Annotated in this window: 11 protein-coding genes; 3 read left to right on the top strand and 8 right to left on the bottom strand. The window is 59.4% G+C overall.

From position 1 onward, the window contains the following. Window positions 1–19 precede the first annotated feature (19 nt). Both ACYZT8_RS01780 and ACYZT8_RS01775 read left to right on the top strand, forming a co-directional pair. Complete coding sequence (locus tag ACYZT8_RS01780; protein ID WP_461978741.1) at window positions 20–466, top strand: excinuclease; 447 nt, start codon at window positions 20–22, stop codon at window positions 464–466. Between the two features lie 339 nt (window positions 467–805). After that, complete coding sequence (locus ACYZT8_RS01775) at window positions 806–1627, top strand: hypothetical protein (RefSeq protein ID WP_461978739.1); 822 nt, start codon at window positions 806–808, stop codon at window positions 1625–1627. Window positions 1628–1823: 196 nt separating this feature from the next. Here the strand turns inward: ACYZT8_RS01775 and ACYZT8_RS01770 are convergent, their stop codons facing one another. The 3 genes from ACYZT8_RS01770 to ACYZT8_RS01760 form a co-directional block, all read right to left on the bottom strand. Continuing rightward, window positions 1824–2111, bottom strand: coding sequence for an addiction module antidote protein (locus ACYZT8_RS01770; RefSeq protein ID WP_131061443.1), 288 nt, complete (start codon window positions 2109–2111; stop codon window positions 1824–1826). Then, window positions 2108–2413, bottom strand: coding sequence for a type II toxin-antitoxin system RelE/ParE family toxin (locus tag ACYZT8_RS01765; protein ID WP_461978736.1), 306 nt, complete (start codon window positions 2411–2413; stop codon window positions 2108–2110). Before ACYZT8_RS01765 ends, ACYZT8_RS01770 begins: the two co-directional genes overlap by 4 nt. A gap of 77 nt (window positions 2414–2490) precedes the next feature. Further along, window positions 2491–3393 (bottom strand): LysR family transcriptional regulator, encoded by a 903-nt coding sequence (locus tag ACYZT8_RS01760; protein WP_461978734.1) that lies wholly within the window; start codon window positions 3391–3393, stop codon window positions 2491–2493. 151 nt (window positions 3394–3544) lie between these two features. Between ACYZT8_RS01760 and ACYZT8_RS01755 the strand changes: the two genes are divergently transcribed. Then, window positions 3545–4789: an MFS transporter gene (locus ACYZT8_RS01755; RefSeq protein ID WP_461982344.1), complete on the top strand. Its 1245-nt coding sequence runs from the start codon at window positions 3545–3547 to the stop codon at window positions 4787–4789. 1 nt (window position 4790) lies between these two features. Here the strand turns inward: ACYZT8_RS01755 and ACYZT8_RS01750 are convergent, their stop codons facing one another. The 5 genes from ACYZT8_RS01750 to ACYZT8_RS01730 all read right to left on the bottom strand — a co-directional run bounded on the left by ACYZT8_RS01750 (window position 4791) and on the right by ACYZT8_RS01730 (window position 14725). Next, window positions 4791–5276 (bottom strand): cytochrome b, encoded by a 486-nt coding sequence (locus ACYZT8_RS01750; RefSeq protein WP_461978732.1) that lies wholly within the window; start codon window positions 5274–5276, stop codon window positions 4791–4793. Between the two features lie 276 nt (window positions 5277–5552). Further along, window positions 5553–6620 carry a uroporphyrinogen decarboxylase gene (gene hemE / locus ACYZT8_RS01745; protein WP_461978730.1) on the bottom strand — a complete coding sequence of 356 codons (1068 nt, stop codon included), beginning with the start codon at window positions 6618–6620 and terminating at the stop codon, window positions 5553–5555. A gap of 252 nt (window positions 6621–6872) precedes the next feature. After that, entirely contained in the window at window positions 6873–8291 is a 1419-nt protein-coding gene (locus tag ACYZT8_RS01740) for an FAD-dependent oxidoreductase (protein ID WP_461978728.1), read from the bottom strand. Window positions 8292–8324: 33 nt separating this feature from the next. Then, window positions 8325–12770, bottom strand: coding sequence for a glutamate synthase large subunit (gene gltB, locus ACYZT8_RS01735; RefSeq protein WP_461978726.1), 4446 nt, complete (start codon window positions 12768–12770; stop codon window positions 8325–8327). Between the two features lie 350 nt (window positions 12771–13120). Further along, on the bottom strand, window positions 13121–14725 hold the full coding sequence (locus tag ACYZT8_RS01730; protein ID WP_461978724.1) for an AAA family ATPase: 1605 nt from the start codon (window positions 14723–14725) through the stop codon (window positions 13121–13123). Between the last annotated feature and the right edge of the window lie 2 nt (window positions 14726–14727).

The raw sequence follows: 14727 nt of genomic DNA, 5'->3' as shown, positions 1-14727 counted from the left end.
CCGGGTCAAGGAGACCTCCATGCACTTCAAGAAACTCGCTGCCGCCGCCATCCTGCTGATCTGCTCCCTCCCGGCCGTCAGCCAGGCCCGCGACACCCCGGTGTACCTGCCCCTCGACAAAGCTGTCGCCGAAGCCACCCGCACCGGCAAGATCGATGGCAGCGTGAAGTTCTACCTGGCCGGCAACAACCCGGCCGGCAACATCACCGTCCTCAGCACCGGTTCCGTGACCAACAAGAAAACCAACGCCTTCAACAAGACCGACGAAGTCGCCTGCGAGTGGGTCGCGCAATCGGCAATCATCAGCTTGTTCCAAGCGGCCAAAAGCGCCGGGGCTAATGCGGTGACCAACATTGTCAGCTTCTACAAGAGCAATGAGCGTAAAGACGCCAAGAACTATGAATGCCACGCTGGGGCGATCATGGCGGGTGTTGCGTTGAAAGGGGATTTGGTGAAGGTTCAGTAAGAACTGTCAGCCAGACCCAGACCGGAATGCACAACGCATTCTCTGTAGGAGTTGCCGAAGGCAGCGATCTTTTGACTTTGATTCTCTAAAGGGAAGATCAAAAGATCGCAGGCTCCGACAGGGTCAGGCTGCGAAGCAGTCGTAAAGTCAGACAATGTGGTGTTTCAGATGGACCGTAAACCAAAGTTTTACGACTGCTACTCGGCCGAACGCGCTGACGAGTTCGGGCAAAATGCGCAATGAACACGTGATGAACAACAAATTCGCTTTGGGTGGCGTCAACACCTCGTTGATTTTCCGTCGCTGGCACTGATCTGGAAGATGTTTGGAGTGAAGGGAATGACTCGGTTTCAGCGCATCGGCGCAATGCTCACCCTGGCCGTTGCGCTGAGCGGCTGCACCAGCAAGCCGGTGTACACCGCCAAGGAAAACTTCTCCAGCGACAAGGGCCTGACCAACGACCGGATGAGTCGCGCCATCGTCACCGCGCTGATTGAGCGCCAGTGGGTCGTGCAATCGGCGCGACCGGGCATGATCAAAGCGGCCATTACCGTGCGCAACAGGCACCATGCCGAAATCGACATCCCTTACACACCCACCTCGTTTGAAATGGACTATCGCGACAGCCGGGAGCTGGACTTCAAGGACGGCAGGATCCACGACACCTATAACCGCTGGATCAGCTACCTGCGTGACGACGTGGTCAAGCAACTGTCCTCTGACCCGGACGTGGATCAGGTCTTCGCATCGCAAGGCGCCTATGAACCCTCCTACCAGGACTTCCAGGAAGGCGTGAGGCGCGCCACGGAAGTCGGTCTGCTGGACGGCAGCGTCAAGTTCTACCTGGCGGGAGAAGCGTTGCCGACGCAGGTGCGCAAGCTGAATGCGGTGAGCAGCAGCCGAAAGACCGACGACGAAGACAAATCCGCTGAAGACGCCTGCTACTGGGCATTGCAATCAACCTTGGCGACCTTGCAGAGCAAGGCCAAAAAGGCCGGCGCCAATGCCGTGTTCAACATTACGGGCATCCACAAACGCGACTTGAGCCAGGACACCGGGAACTACCAGTGCAGTGACGACGGGGAGAGACCTGGGCTGGAGGCGCTGAAGGCGGTGGTGTCCGGGGTGGCGTTGCGCGGGGATCTGGTACACGTCGACTGAGGCTGGCACCCCGAGAACGACAAAGGGCGCCTTTCGGCGCCCCTTCACAAACAGGTCGGCTTGTCATCGCCCTGTACCTGCCTGGCTCTGCGATGGCTGGTTGCCCAGGATCCTCAGAGTCTCACAAGCCCCTTTCGGGAACGGGGAGAGTACTGTTTAAGACACCATGAGTCTTCTTTTTTTCTTTTGGTTTGACTCATGTACTGGCGTGTAACTTCAGCCCTAAAGCCTTCATAACTTTAAGAATGGTACCGAACTCCGGGTTGCCTTCACCCGAAAGTGCACGGTAAAGGCTTTCCCGAGAGAGCCCCGCATCCCGTGCGACCTGGGTCATGCCCCGAGCACGCGCAATAGTACCAAGTGCTCTGGCGATAAAGGCTGGATCATCTCCCGCTTCTTCCATGCTAGCGTCAAGATAATTGGCCATGTCCTCTTCGGTCTTGAGGTACTCGGCAGAGTCCCAGCGAGTGAATTGTTCGGTCATGGGTTTTGCTCCTGCCAGGATTTTGCAATGAGCCTGGCCTGTTTGATGTCACGTGTTTGGCTGCTTTTGTCACCTCCGCAAAGGAGGATGACTAACTGACGACCTTGCTGCATGAAGTAGACCCGATAACCGGGGCCGTAATCGATGCGGATTTCACTCAACCCTTCCCCGATGGCTTTGACATCACCAAATTGCCCATCAGCCATACGATCGATTCGCACCTGAATACGCATCCTGGCGCGGCTGTCGGCCAGCTTCAATAGCCAGCCAGAAAATGTTGAGCTTCGAAGGATCTCGGTCATGCAGCGAGTGTAGCTCTTGAGCCACACCTGCTCAACCAAGAATTTTAATCAGCTGAAATTTTATGATCGCAAAACAGTCACGACTTCAACGGCTCAACCTTCCTCGTCAACAACTCCACAAACGCCTTGGCCATCGGCGATTTCTGATCCTTGCGCTGCACCAGCCACACCGCCGATACCGCTGCCGGATCGAGCAGCGGTCGATACACCACGCCGTCAATGCGCATCCGCTGATAGGACGCTGGCAACACCGACACACCTAACCCCGCCGCCACCAACCCGATAATCGTCATCGCCTCGCCCGCTTCTTGTGCAAAGTGCGGGCTGAAACCGGCATCCCGAGCCAGGCTGAGCAACTGTGCGTACAGACCACTGCCATAACTGCGTGGGAAAAATACGAACGGTTCGAGGGCCAATGCTGACAGGAACAACCCTTCTTCACTGCCGTTGACCAGCGGATGTTTGGAGCTGAGCACCGCTACCAACGGCTCGCGCATCAGCTCCACGACACTGAGAGAATCCGGCAATCCGAGCGGTCGCATGATGCCGACCTCAATCGACTCATCGACCAGCGCTTCGGCCACTTGGGTGCTGCTCATTTCCCGCAGATTTAAATGCACCGCCGGAAAGCGCTGGCGGAACGAAAAAATCGCCTGGGGAATGGTCGAGTTGAAAGGTGCCGACGAGGTGAAACCGATCTTCAGCTCACCCAACTCACCCAGCTGCGCACGCCGAGCCACATCCGCCGCTTTGTCGACCTGCGCCAGCACCAGACGCGCCTCTTCCAGAAACAGCCGACCTGCTTCGCTGAGTTCGACCCGACGATTGGTGCGCTCGAACAGTCGTGCACCAACCTCTTGCTCCAGCGCCTGAATCTGCTGGCTCAGCGGCGGTTGCGAGATGCCCAGTACCTGAGCGGCGCGGCCGAAGTGCAGTTCTTCGGCGACAGCGATGAAGTAGCGCAGGTGACGCAATTCCATGAAAACTCCATTAGGTCGTTAAACCTATCAAACAGGTCGAACAATATATTGGATTGAATCATTAGGCAGCTATATGCTTTTTTCATTGCCTGACCGGCTGCGCCCTCCGAGGTCTGAAGTGAAAACTGCTGTCGCCCCCCTTGCCCATGAAATTTCGCCCGCTGCGGTGGACGATGTTGTCGCCGAATTGAAAGAGATCTACATCGAAAAAGGCACGCCGATGTTCATACGCACGGTATTGGCGCTGTTCTCCGGCGGCTTCGCGACCTTCGCCCTGCTCTACTGCGTACAGCCGATGATGCCGCTGCTGTCCCACGAGTACTCGATCAACGCGGCGCAGAGCAGCCTGATCCTGTCGGTGGCCACCGGGATGCTCGCCATCGGCCTGCTGATCACCGGCCCGATCTCCGACCGTGTCGGACGCAAACCGGTGATGGTGGCGGCCTTGTTCGCTGCCGCGCTGTGCACCATGGCCAGCGCGATGATGCCGAGCTGGCAAGGTGTGCTGGTGATGCGCGCGTTGATTGGCTTGTCGTTGAGCGGCCTGGCGGCGGTTGCCATGACCTACCTGAGCGAAGAGATCCACCCGCAGCACATCGGCCTGGCAATGGGTTTGTACATCGGTGGCAACGCGATTGGCGGGATGAGCGGCCGCTTGATCACTGGCGTATTGATCGACTTCGTCAGCTGGCACACGGCGATGCTGGTGATTGGCGGCCTGGCGCTGATCGCCGCCACGGTGTTCTGGAGAATCCTCCCCGAATCACGCAACTTCCGCGCTCGCTCGCTGCACCCGCGCAGCTTGCTCGACGGCTTCACCATGCACTTTCGCGACGCCGGTCTGCCGCTGCTGTTCCTTGAAGCCTTTGTGCTGATGGGCGCGTTCGTCACGCTGTTCAACTACATCGGTTATCGCTTGCTGGCCGAGCCGTATCACATGGATCAGGTGTTCGTCGGCCTGCTGTCGGTGGTGTACCTGTCAGGCATCTATAGCTCGGCAAAAATCGGCTCTTTGGCCGACAAGCTGGGCCGACGCAAAGTGCTTTGGGCGACGATTGTGTTGATGCTCGCCGGCCTTGCCCTGACCATGTTCACGCCCCTGCCGGTGGTGATTATCGGCATGTTGATCTTCACGTTCGGCTTCTTTGGCGCGCATTCGGTGGCCAGCAGCTGGATCGGTCGTCGGGCGGTCAAGGCCAAGGGGCAAGCGTCTTCGCTGTACCTGTTCAGCTACTACGCCGGGTCGAGCATCGCCGGTACGGCGGGCGGGGTGTTCTGGCACATGGGCGGTTGGAACGGTATCGGGATATTCATCGCTGCGCTGCTGGTAATTGCGCTACTGGTGGCGTTAAAACTGGCGAAGCTACCGACCCTGCCGGGCAATCAACCCGCCTGAGTCAGAAAGTCATACGTTTCAGGACTCGGCGTCCGCAGAGTTCGTGTTTGATAACGGCTGAGATGTGCAATGCCACCAGTATCAACAACAGCCCGCACGTCCAGACATGGACAGCAAAAAACCTGTCAATCCAGACTGGACTTTCCAAGGGCTGCGGCACTAAAAACAAGTTGAACACATTAATGTCGCGATCCATCATCAATACCCCGGTAATTAGTACAACCCCGGTGACTAGATAAATAGCTTTGTGCATCAGGCACGCCACGTGATCCATCAGTGTTTTGTTGCGTGCGTCATCGGCGCATGACATGAAAACCAGATACAACCTTAAAGCGAACACCGGGATGAATAGTGCGGTCACAGATACGTTGACGAAGCCTACCCAATCCTTTGTTTGTGGCGTCACTTCAACTACTGAAACATAGAAACCAGACAATAACGCCCATAAAATCACTGCTGCTGAAAGCCAGTGCAGCACTACTTGCACTCGCGAATAACCATTGCTTGTCATCACGCCCACCAAAGTTGAATTAGAGGCACGATTAAAGTTAGTTATAGACAGACCGTCAAGACGAGCACTTATTAGCAAATACTGCACAATGTAAGCAACTACAACTTTCAACTTTAAAAATAGCAAACCAAGAAGAAAACAACCAACTACGGTAACTTAAACAACAGTACTTAATCCCGCGAGAAACAATCAGAAAAATTCTAATCGTGATTGCCACCCGGCCTTCGCACGGGCAGCCATCAAGAAAAGGTATTACTCGTGGTATTGCGCCGACAGCTCATGTACCGCACGCAGGAACGCGCCCGCATGTTCCGGATCAACTTCCGGCGTGATGCCATGGCCGAGGTTGAACACGTGGCCGCTGCCCTTGCCGTAGCTGGCGAGGATCCGGCCGACTTCGGTGCGAATGGCTTCTGGCTTGGCGTAAAGCACGGTCGGGTCCATGTTGCCTTGCAGGGCGACTTTGTTGCCGACGCGATCACGGGCGCTGCCGATGTCGCAGGTCCAGTCCAGGCCGAGGGCATCGGCGCCGGCGTCGGCGATGCTTTCCAGCCACAGGCCGCCGTTCTTGGTGAACAGGATGACCGGTACTTTGCGGCCTTCGTGCTCGCGGATCAGGCCGCTGACGATTTTTTTCATGTAGGCCAGGGAGAATTCCTGGTACGCCGCCGCCGAAAGGCTGCCGCCCCAACTATCGAAGATCTGCACCGCTTGCGCCCCGGCCATGATCTGGCCGTTGAGGTAGCTTGTGACCGTCTGCGCGAGCTTGTCCAGCAGCAGGTGCAAGGCTTGCGGGTTGTCGTAGAGCATGGTTTTGGTCTTGCGGTAGTCTTTCGACGAGCCGCCTTCGACCATGTAGGTGGCCAGGGTCCATGGGCTGCCGGCGAAGCCGATCAGCGGCACGCGACCGTTCAGTTCGCGGCGGATGGTGCTGACCGCGTCCATGACATAGCCGAGGTCTTTGTGCGGATCTGGAATCGGCAGGGCTTCGATGTCGGCCATCGTGCTGACGACCTTCTTGAAGCGCGGACCTTCACCGGTTTCGAAGTACAGGCCTTGGCCCATGGCATCCGGGATGGTCAGGATGTCGGAGAACAGGATAGCCGCGTCCAGTTGTGGATAGCGGTCGAGCGGCTGCATCGTGACTTCGCAAGCGAACTCCGGGTTCATGCACAGGCTCATGAAGTCGCCGGCCTTGGCACGGCTGGCACGGTATTCCGGCAGGTAGCGACCGGCCTGACGCATCATCCACACAGGGGTGACGTCTACGGGTTGCTTGAGCAGGGCGCGAAGGAAACGGTCGTTCTTCAGGGCAGTCATGTCGGCATCCGGAAAAAAAGTGCGGGCATTTTCTCAGAGCGCGACGCAAAAGGCACGGTTGCAGGTCAGCCTTTTGTCTATCGGGTCAATTTGTCGCATTTTTGCAGCACCACAAAACATTGTGGGAGCTGGCTTGCCGGCGATGCAGGCACCTCGGTTGGTCAGGTAGACCGAGGTGATGCTATCGCTGCGATGCGGCGATCCGACAGGCCAGCTCCCACAGGTATTGCATTGCAGTCAGTTGAGCGCGGGTTACACGCCCAGGTAATCCAGGATCCCTTCGGCAGCATTGCGGCCTTCGAAGATCGCCGTCACCACCAGGTCAGAACCGCGAACCATATCGCCACCGGCGAAGATTTTCGGATTGCTGGTCTGGTGCTTGAACTGACCTTGTTCAGGCGCAACTACGCGGCCCTGGCTGTCGGTCTGGATGCTGAACTGTTCGAACCACGACGCCGGGCTCGGGCGGAAACCGAACGCGATGACCACGGCGTCGGCCGGGATGATCTCTTCGGAACCCGGGATCGGCTCGGGGCTGCGACGGCCACGGGCGTCCGGTTCGCCGAGACGGGTCTCGACCACCTTCACACCTTCGACCTTGTCTTCACCCACGATGGCGATCGGCTGGCGGTTGTAGAGGAATTTCACGCCTTCTTCCTTGGCGTTCTTCACCTCTTTGCGCGAGCCCGGCATGTTCGCTTCGTCACGACGATAGGCACAGGTCACCGACTTGGCGCCCTGGCGGATCGACGTACGGTTGCAGTCCATCGCCGTGTCGCCGCCACCCAGGACCACGACCTTCTTGCCTTTCATGTCGACGAAATCTTCCGGCGACTTTTCAAAGCCCAGGTTGCGGTTGACGTTGGCAATCAGGAAGTCCAGCGCGTCATGCACGCCCGGCAGGTCCTCACCGGCAAATCCGCCCTTCATGTAGGTGTAGGTGCCCATGCCCATGAACACGGCATCGTATTCTTCGAGCAGTTGCTCGATGGTCACGTCCTGGCCCACTTCGGTGTTCAGGCGGAACTCGATGCCCATGCCGGTGAAGACTTCGCGACGATTGCTCAGCACGGTCTTTTCCAGCTTGAACTCCGGGATGCCGAAGGTCAGCAGACCACCGATTTCCGGGTTCTTGTCGAACACCACCGGAGTCACGCCGCCACGTACCAGCACGTCGGCACAGCCCAGGCCAGCAGGGCCCGCGCCGATGATCGCAACACGCTTGCCAGTCGGTATGACCTTGGACATGTCCGGGCGCCAGCCCATGGCGAACGCGGTGTCGGTGATGTACTTCTCGACCGAACCGATGGTCACTGCGCCAAAGCCGTCGTTGAGGGTGCAGGCACCCTCGCACAGACGATCCTGCGGGCACACCCGGCCGCACACTTCCGGCAGGGTGTTGGTCTGGTGCGACAACTCGGCAGCCTGGAGGATGTTGCCCTCGGCCACCAGTTTCAGCCAGTTCGGAATGAAGTTGTGCACCGGGCACTTCCATTCGCAATACGGGTTACCGCACCCCAGGCAGCGGTGGGCCTGATCGGCCGAGTGCTGGGGTTTGAAGGGTTCGTAGATCTCCACGAACTCTTTCTTGCGTTGACGCAACAGTTTCTTCTTCGGATCTTTGCGCCCGACGTCGATGAACTGGAAGTCGTTATTCAGACGTTCAGCCATTGTTAAAACCTCATCAAACTCTTCAGGCGCATATCACTGCGGGTTGGCACGGGTGCTGGAAAGCAACGATTTCAGGTTGGCAGCCTTGGGCTTGACCAGCCAGAAACGACGCAGATAGTCGTCGAGGTTTTCAGCGAGGTTACGGCCCCATTCGCTGTCGGTTTCCTCGACGTATTCGTTCAGCACGCGTTGCAAGTGGCTGCGATAGGCTTCCATCGCCTCACCGCTGATCCGCTGGATTTCCACCAGTTCGTGGTTGACCCGGTCAACGAAGCTGTTGTCCTGGTCAAGCACGTAGGCGAAACCGCCGGTCATGCCTGAGCCGAAGTTGTAACCGGTCTTGCCCAGGACGCAGACGAAACCACCGGTCATGTACTCGCAGCAGTGATCGCCAGTGCCTTCCACAACCGTGTGGGCACCGGAGTTACGCACGGCAAAACGCTCGCCCGCGGTACCGGCGGCGAACAGCTTGCCGCCGGTGGCGCCGTACAGGCAGGTGTTGCCGATAATTGCACTGTCCTGAGTCTTGTAGACGCTGCCCTTCGGCGGAACGATGACCAGCTTGCCGCCGGTCATGCCTTTGCCGACGTAGTCGTTGGCGTCGCCTTCCAGGTACATGTTCAGGCCGCCGGCGTTCCACACGCCGAAGCTCTGACCGGCCGTCCCTTTGAAGCGGAAGGTGATCGGCGCATTCGCCATGCCTTGGTTGCCATGCTTGCGAGCGATTTCACCGGAGATCCGCGCGCCGATTGAACGGTCGCAGTTGCAGATATCCAGGGCGAAATCGGCGCCGCTCATGTCGTTGATGGCCGATGTGGCCATGTCGACCATTTTCTCGGCCAGCAGGCCTTTGTCGAACGGCGGGTTGCGCTCAACCTGGCAGAACTGAGGCTTGTCTGCCGGGATGTGATCGCTGCCGAGCAACGGGGTCAGGTCCAGGTGATTCTGCTTGGCGGTCTGGCCTTCGAGGATGTCCAGCAGATCGGTACGGCCGATCAGCTCTTCGAGGGAGCGCACGCCCAGCTTGGCCAGCCACTCACGGGTTTCTTCGGCGACGTAGGTGAAGAAATTCACCACCATGTCGACGGTCCCGATGTAGTGATCCTTGCGCAGCTTCTCGTTCTGAGTCGCGACGCCGGTGGCGCAGTTGTTCAGGTGGCAGATGCGCAGGTATTTGCAGCCCAGGGCGATCATTGGCGCGGTGCCGAAGCCGAAGCTTTCAGCGCCGAGGATCGCAGCCTTGATCACGTCGAGGCCGGTTTTCAGGCCGCCGTCGGTTTGTACCCGAACTTTGCCGCGCAGGTCGTTGCCGCGCAGGGTCTGGTGGGTTTCGGCCAGGCCGAGTTCCCACGGAGCGCCCGCGTATTTGATCGAGGTCAGCGGTGATGCGCCGGTGCCGCCGTCGTAGCCGGAGATGGTGATCAAGTCCGCATAGGCCTTGGCCACACCGGCAGCGATGGTGCCGACGCCTGCTTCTGCTACCAGCTTCACCGAGACCAAGGCCTTCGGGTTGACTTGTTTCAGGTCGAAGATCAGCTGCGACAAGTCTTCAATCGAGTAGATGTCGTGGTGCGGTGGAGGCGAGATCAGGGTCACGCCCGGCACTGCGTAACGCAGCTTGGCGATCAGACCGTTGACCTTGCCACCTGGCAGTTGACCACCTTCGCCGGGCTTGGCGCCCTGAGCGACTTTGATCTGCAGCACTTCAGCGTTGACCAGGTATTCCGGGGTCACCCCGAAACGGCCCGTCGCGACTTGCTTGATTTTCGAGCTCTTGATCGTGCCGTAACGCGCCGGGTCTTCGCCGCCTTCGCCGGAGTTGGAACGCGCACCGAGGCGGTTCATGGCTTCAGCCAGGGCTTCGTGAGCTTCCGGCGACAGGGCGCCAAGGGAGATGCCTGCGGAATCGAAGCGCTTGAGCACCGATTCCAGCGGTTCGATCTCGCTGATGTCCAGCGGCGTGTCCAGGGTTTTCACCTTGAACAGATCGCGGATCATCGACACCGGACGGTTGTCCACCAGCGCCGTGTATTCCTTGAACTTGCCGTAGTCGCCCTGCTGCACAGCGGCTTGCAGGGTGTTGACCACGTCCGGGTTGTAAGCGTGATATTCGCCACCGTGGACGAACTTCAGCAAACCGCCCTGCTGGATTGGCTTGCGCGGGCTCCAGGCTTCGGCGGCCAGGGCTTTCTGCTCGGCTTCGATGTCGACGAAACGCGCACCCTTGATGCGGCTCGGTACACCACGGAAGCTCAGCTCGCAGACTTCTTCGGACAGGCCGATGGCCTCGAACAGCTGCGCACCGCGGTACGAGGTGATGGTCGAGATGCCCATCTTCGACAGGATCTTCAACAGACCTTTGGTGATGCCTTTGCGGTAGTTCTTGAACACCTCATAGAGGTCGCCCAGCACTTCACCGGTACGGATCAGGTCGCCCAGCACTTCGTAGGCCAGGAACGGATAGACCGCCGAGGCGCCGAAACCGATCAGCACCGCAAAGTGATGCGGGTCGCGAGCGGTGGCGGTTTCCACGAGGATGTTGGAATCGCAACGCAGGCCTTTCTCGGTCAGGCGATGGTGCACCGCGCCGGTCGCGAGCGAAGCGTGGATCGGCAACTTGCCCGGGGCAATGTGACGGTCACTCAGCACAACCTGGGTGCGACCGGAGCGCACGGCTTCTTCAGCCTGATCGGCGACGTTGCGGATGGCCGCTTCGAGGCCGACGCTTTCGTCGTAGTTGAGGTCGATGATCGCGCGCTCGAAGCCCGGGCGATCGAGGTTCATCAGCGAGCGCCACTTGGCCGGGGAAATGACCGGCGAGCTGAGGATCACGCGCGAGGCGTGTTCCGGCGACTCCTGGAAGATGTTGCGCTCGGCACCGAGGCAGATCTCCAGCGACATGACGATGGCTTCACGCAGCGGGTCGATCGGCGGGTTGGTGACCTGCGCGAACTGCTGGCGGAAATAATCGTACGGCGTGCGCACGCGCTGGGACAGCACGGCCATCGGCGTATCGTCGCCCATCGAGCCGACGGCTTCGTAGCCTTGCTCGCCGAGCGGACGCAGCACCTGATCACGCTCTTCGAACGTGACCTGGTACATCTTCATGTACTGCTTGAGCTGATCGACGTCGTAGAAAGCCGAACCGTGGTCGTTGTCTTCCATGGTCGCCTGGATGCGCAGGGCGTTCTTGCGCAGCCATTGCTTGTACGGATGACGGGACTTCAAGCGGTTGTCGATGGCATCGGTGTCGAGGATCTGACCGGTTTCGGTGTCCACGGCAAAGATCTGACCCGGACCCACGCGGCCCTTGGCGATCACGTCTTCAGGCTGGTAGTTCCAGACACCGATTTCCGAGGCCAGGGTGATAAAACCGTTTTTGGTGGTGACCCAACGCGCCGGACGCAGACCGTTACGGTCGAGCAGGCACACCGCGTAACGACCGTCGGTCATTACCACGCCGGCCGGGCCGTCCCACGGCTCCATGTGCATCGAGTTGTATTCGTAGAACGCCCGCAGATCCGGGTCCATGGTTTCGACGTTCTGCCACGCAGGCGGAATGATCATCCGCACGCCACGGAACAGGTCGATGCCACCGGTGACCATCAGCTCAAGCATGTTGTCCATGCTGGAGGAGTCGGAACCGACGCGGTTGACCAGCGGGCCGAGTTCTTCCAGGTCCATCAGATCATTGGTGAACTTGGTGCGACGGGCCACGGCCCAGTTGCGGTTGCCGGTGATGGTGTTGATCTCGCCGTTGTGGGCGAGGAAGCGGAAAGGCTGAGCCAGCGGCCATTTCGGCAGGGTGTTGGTGGAGAAGCGCTGGTGGAACACGCAAATCGAGGTTTGCAGGCGCTGGTCGCTGAGGTCTGGATAGAAGGCGGTGAGATCCGCCGGCATCATCAGGCCTTTATAAATGATGGTCTTGTGCGAAAAGCTGCAGATGTAGTGATCGGCGTCGGCGGCGTTGGCCACGGACGAGCGACGACGGGAGGTGAACAGCTTGATCGCCATGTCCTGATCGCTCAGGCCTTCACCGCCGATGTATACCTGTTCGATCTGCGGCAGACGCTCCAGGGCCAGACGGCCGAGGACGCTGGTGTCGATTGGCACTTTGCGCCAGCCGACGAGGGTCAGGCCAGCAGCGAGGATCTCGCGGTTCATGTTCTCGCGAGCGGCTTCGGCTTTGACCGGGTCCTGATTGAAGAAGACCATGCCCACAGCATATTGCTTGGGCAATTCGACGCCGAAGGTTTCCTGGGCGATGGCTCGCAGGAATACATCCGGCTTTTGAATCAGCAGACCGCAACCGTCACCGGTCTTGCCGTCGGCGTTGATCCCACCGCGGTGGGTCATGCAGGTCAGGGCCTCGATGGCCGTTTGCAAAAGGGTATGACTGGGCTCGCCCTGCATATGGGCTATCAGGCCGAAACCGCAGTTATCCTTGAATTCATCTGGTTGGTACAGACCTGCTTTCATAGACACTTTCTCACCAGGCTGCCTCTTTCCGAGGCAAATTTCTTTTCAATTCAACCACTTGCGATCCGCGCCGAACGTACGCCGGCTTAGCGGGGGCAAAAGGGTGGTCATTGTACACAGCGTCACAGAGGCCCACAAATTTGACGACGAACTGTCGCAAATCTATGTCGCATTTGTGAAAGGTTTAAAGCGATCTGCTGTGCTAGTCAAAACTTTTTTAATTTTGACCGCAACGACTCAAAGACTACTGTAACGCAGACACCACAAGGCACGCGGCCTGGAGAGGCGGCATGCACTTGCAGAAATTTTGAGGTGCTTGGAGAGGCGGCCTGGGTAAGGCCGCCGAATCTTCAGCGAGTTGTTGCCAGTTCCTGTTGGACGCTGGCGACAGTGCGAGGCCAAGGTTTACCAGCCTGAACCTTCGCTGGCAAGGCCTTGATGGCGGTAAGGGCTGCATCGCGGTTGGCGAAGTTACCGTAGGTGATGACGTAAAGCGGCTTGCCGTTGAGGACTTTCTTGAAATAACGGTACTCGCCGCCCTGCTCTTTCACGAAGGTCTGCGCGGTCGCTTCGGAGCTGGTGCCGAGGATCTGCACCACGTAGTTGCTCGTCGGTTGACCGGCGTACCAGGTACCGCCAGCGCCTTTCGCAGCAGCAGCGGCTGGTTTCTCGACAGGCTTGGCGGTGGCCACGACGGCTGGCTTGGCTGGCGCTGGTGCAGGAGCCGGCTTCACGGCAGGCGCAGTCGGGACTGGCTTGGCTGTGGCGACCTGAGTCGGCGCTGGCACCGGCTTGGCGGCAGGCGTCGGCGCAGGGCCAGGCTGGATGCCCGCAGGCGGCGCGGTGGTGGTCACGGTGGGCGGTGTAGCGCTGGAACCTTCGACCGGTACACCGTCGTCGCCTTCGGTGATGCCACCGGCCGCTTCGGCCAGCGGACCGCGCATGACCGGTTGCGAGTTGCCGACCAGCGGCAATGGCATCGGCTGCGAATTACCGGCGAATTCCACGGCAGGCGCGCCGCCGCTGTTAGGTTGTGGCGTGCCCTGGCCGAGCGGCAGTTGCGCCTGTTCGTTGGCAGGCGCGCCGGTGGTCGGTGCTTTGCTGCGACCCGGCATCAACCAGGCGGCGGCTACCGCGACCACGACGACGGCGGAAATCGCCAATACGTGTTTCTTCGGCATGTTGAACCCCATACTTGGACGCTTGACCGCTGAGCGGCTGGCAATCATGGCTTCGATCATTGCATCGCGGGCAACCTGGTTGATGGTGCCAGGCCAGCCGTCGGAGCTTTCGTGAATATCAGAGATCTGATCTGCGGTGAAAAGTTCGATACCCCGGCCGGCGCCTTCAAGCCGCTGGTCCAGATATTCGCGGGTTTCTTCTTCGGTGTAAGGCTGCAACTCGATGACGTGGAAACGCTCTTCCTCGAGGCTCAGCGCGTCCAGTTGCGCAATCAGCGACGACTCACCGAACAGGAACACATGCGGGCGACCTTCCGGTGCGCCAGCGGCCAGGGCCAGCAAGGCCTCCAGCGCGGATTCGTCGAGCTGTTCGGCGTCATCCACCAGCAAATAGACTTCCTGCCCGGTCAGCGCCAGTTGCACGACCTGCGCCAGAATCGCGTTGACCTCCGCCTGGGCGACGTTCAGCGCCTGAGCCACCTGACGCAGTACGCCGGCAGCATCGCCCGCGCCACGGGCGGAAACCACCACGCTCTGCACCGACTGCTTGTTCGTGCTGGCCACCAGGGCCTGGCGCAACAGGGTCTTGCCACTGCCTTGCGGGCCGGTGACCACCAGCAGCAACTGGCTGTAGCGTGCCAGGTGATGCAGTTGCCCCAGCACCGGCTTGCGCTGGGCCGGGAAGAATTTGAAGCCAGGCACCCGTGGAGCAAAAGGGTCATGACTCAACTGGTAATGGCCGAGGAAAGCCTCGTCGGCATGCAAACTAGTCATCG

This window comes from Pseudomonas sp. LB3P93 (assembly GCF_054898025.1).
Note: the sequence above shows the minus strand (reverse complement) of the source record. Positions and strands in the feature narration are given on the sequence as shown.

Coding starts and splice junctions, on each gene's coding strand:
- hemE (WP_461978730.1), bottom strand. CDS start 6,620: ATGACTGCCCTGAAGAACGACCGTTTCCTTCGCGCCCTGCTCAAGCAA.
- ACYZT8_RS01760 (WP_461978734.1), bottom strand. CDS start 3,393: ATGGAATTGCGTCACCTGCGCTACTTCATCGCTGTCGCCGAAGAACTG.
- ACYZT8_RS01770 (WP_131061443.1), bottom strand. CDS start 2,111: ATGACCGAACAATTCACTCGCTGGGACTCTGCCGAGTACCTCAAGACC.
- ACYZT8_RS01740 (WP_461978728.1), bottom strand. CDS start 8,291: ATGGCTGAACGTCTGAATAACGACTTCCAGTTCATCGACGTCGGGCGC.
- ACYZT8_RS01780 (WP_461978741.1), top strand. CDS start 20: ATGCACTTCAAGAAACTCGCTGCCGCCGCCATCCTGCTGATCTGCTCC.
- ACYZT8_RS01775 (WP_461978739.1), top strand. CDS start 806: ATGACTCGGTTTCAGCGCATCGGCGCAATGCTCACCCTGGCCGTTGCG.
- ACYZT8_RS01730 (WP_461978724.1), bottom strand. CDS start 14,725: ATGACTAGTTTGCATGCCGACGAGGCTTTCCTCGGCCATTACCAGTTG.
- gltB (WP_461978726.1), bottom strand. CDS start 12,770: ATGAAAGCAGGTCTGTACCAACCAGATGAATTCAAGGATAACTGCGGT.
- ACYZT8_RS01765 (WP_461978736.1), bottom strand. CDS start 2,413: ATGACCGAGATCCTTCGAAGCTCAACATTTTCTGGCTGGCTATTGAAG.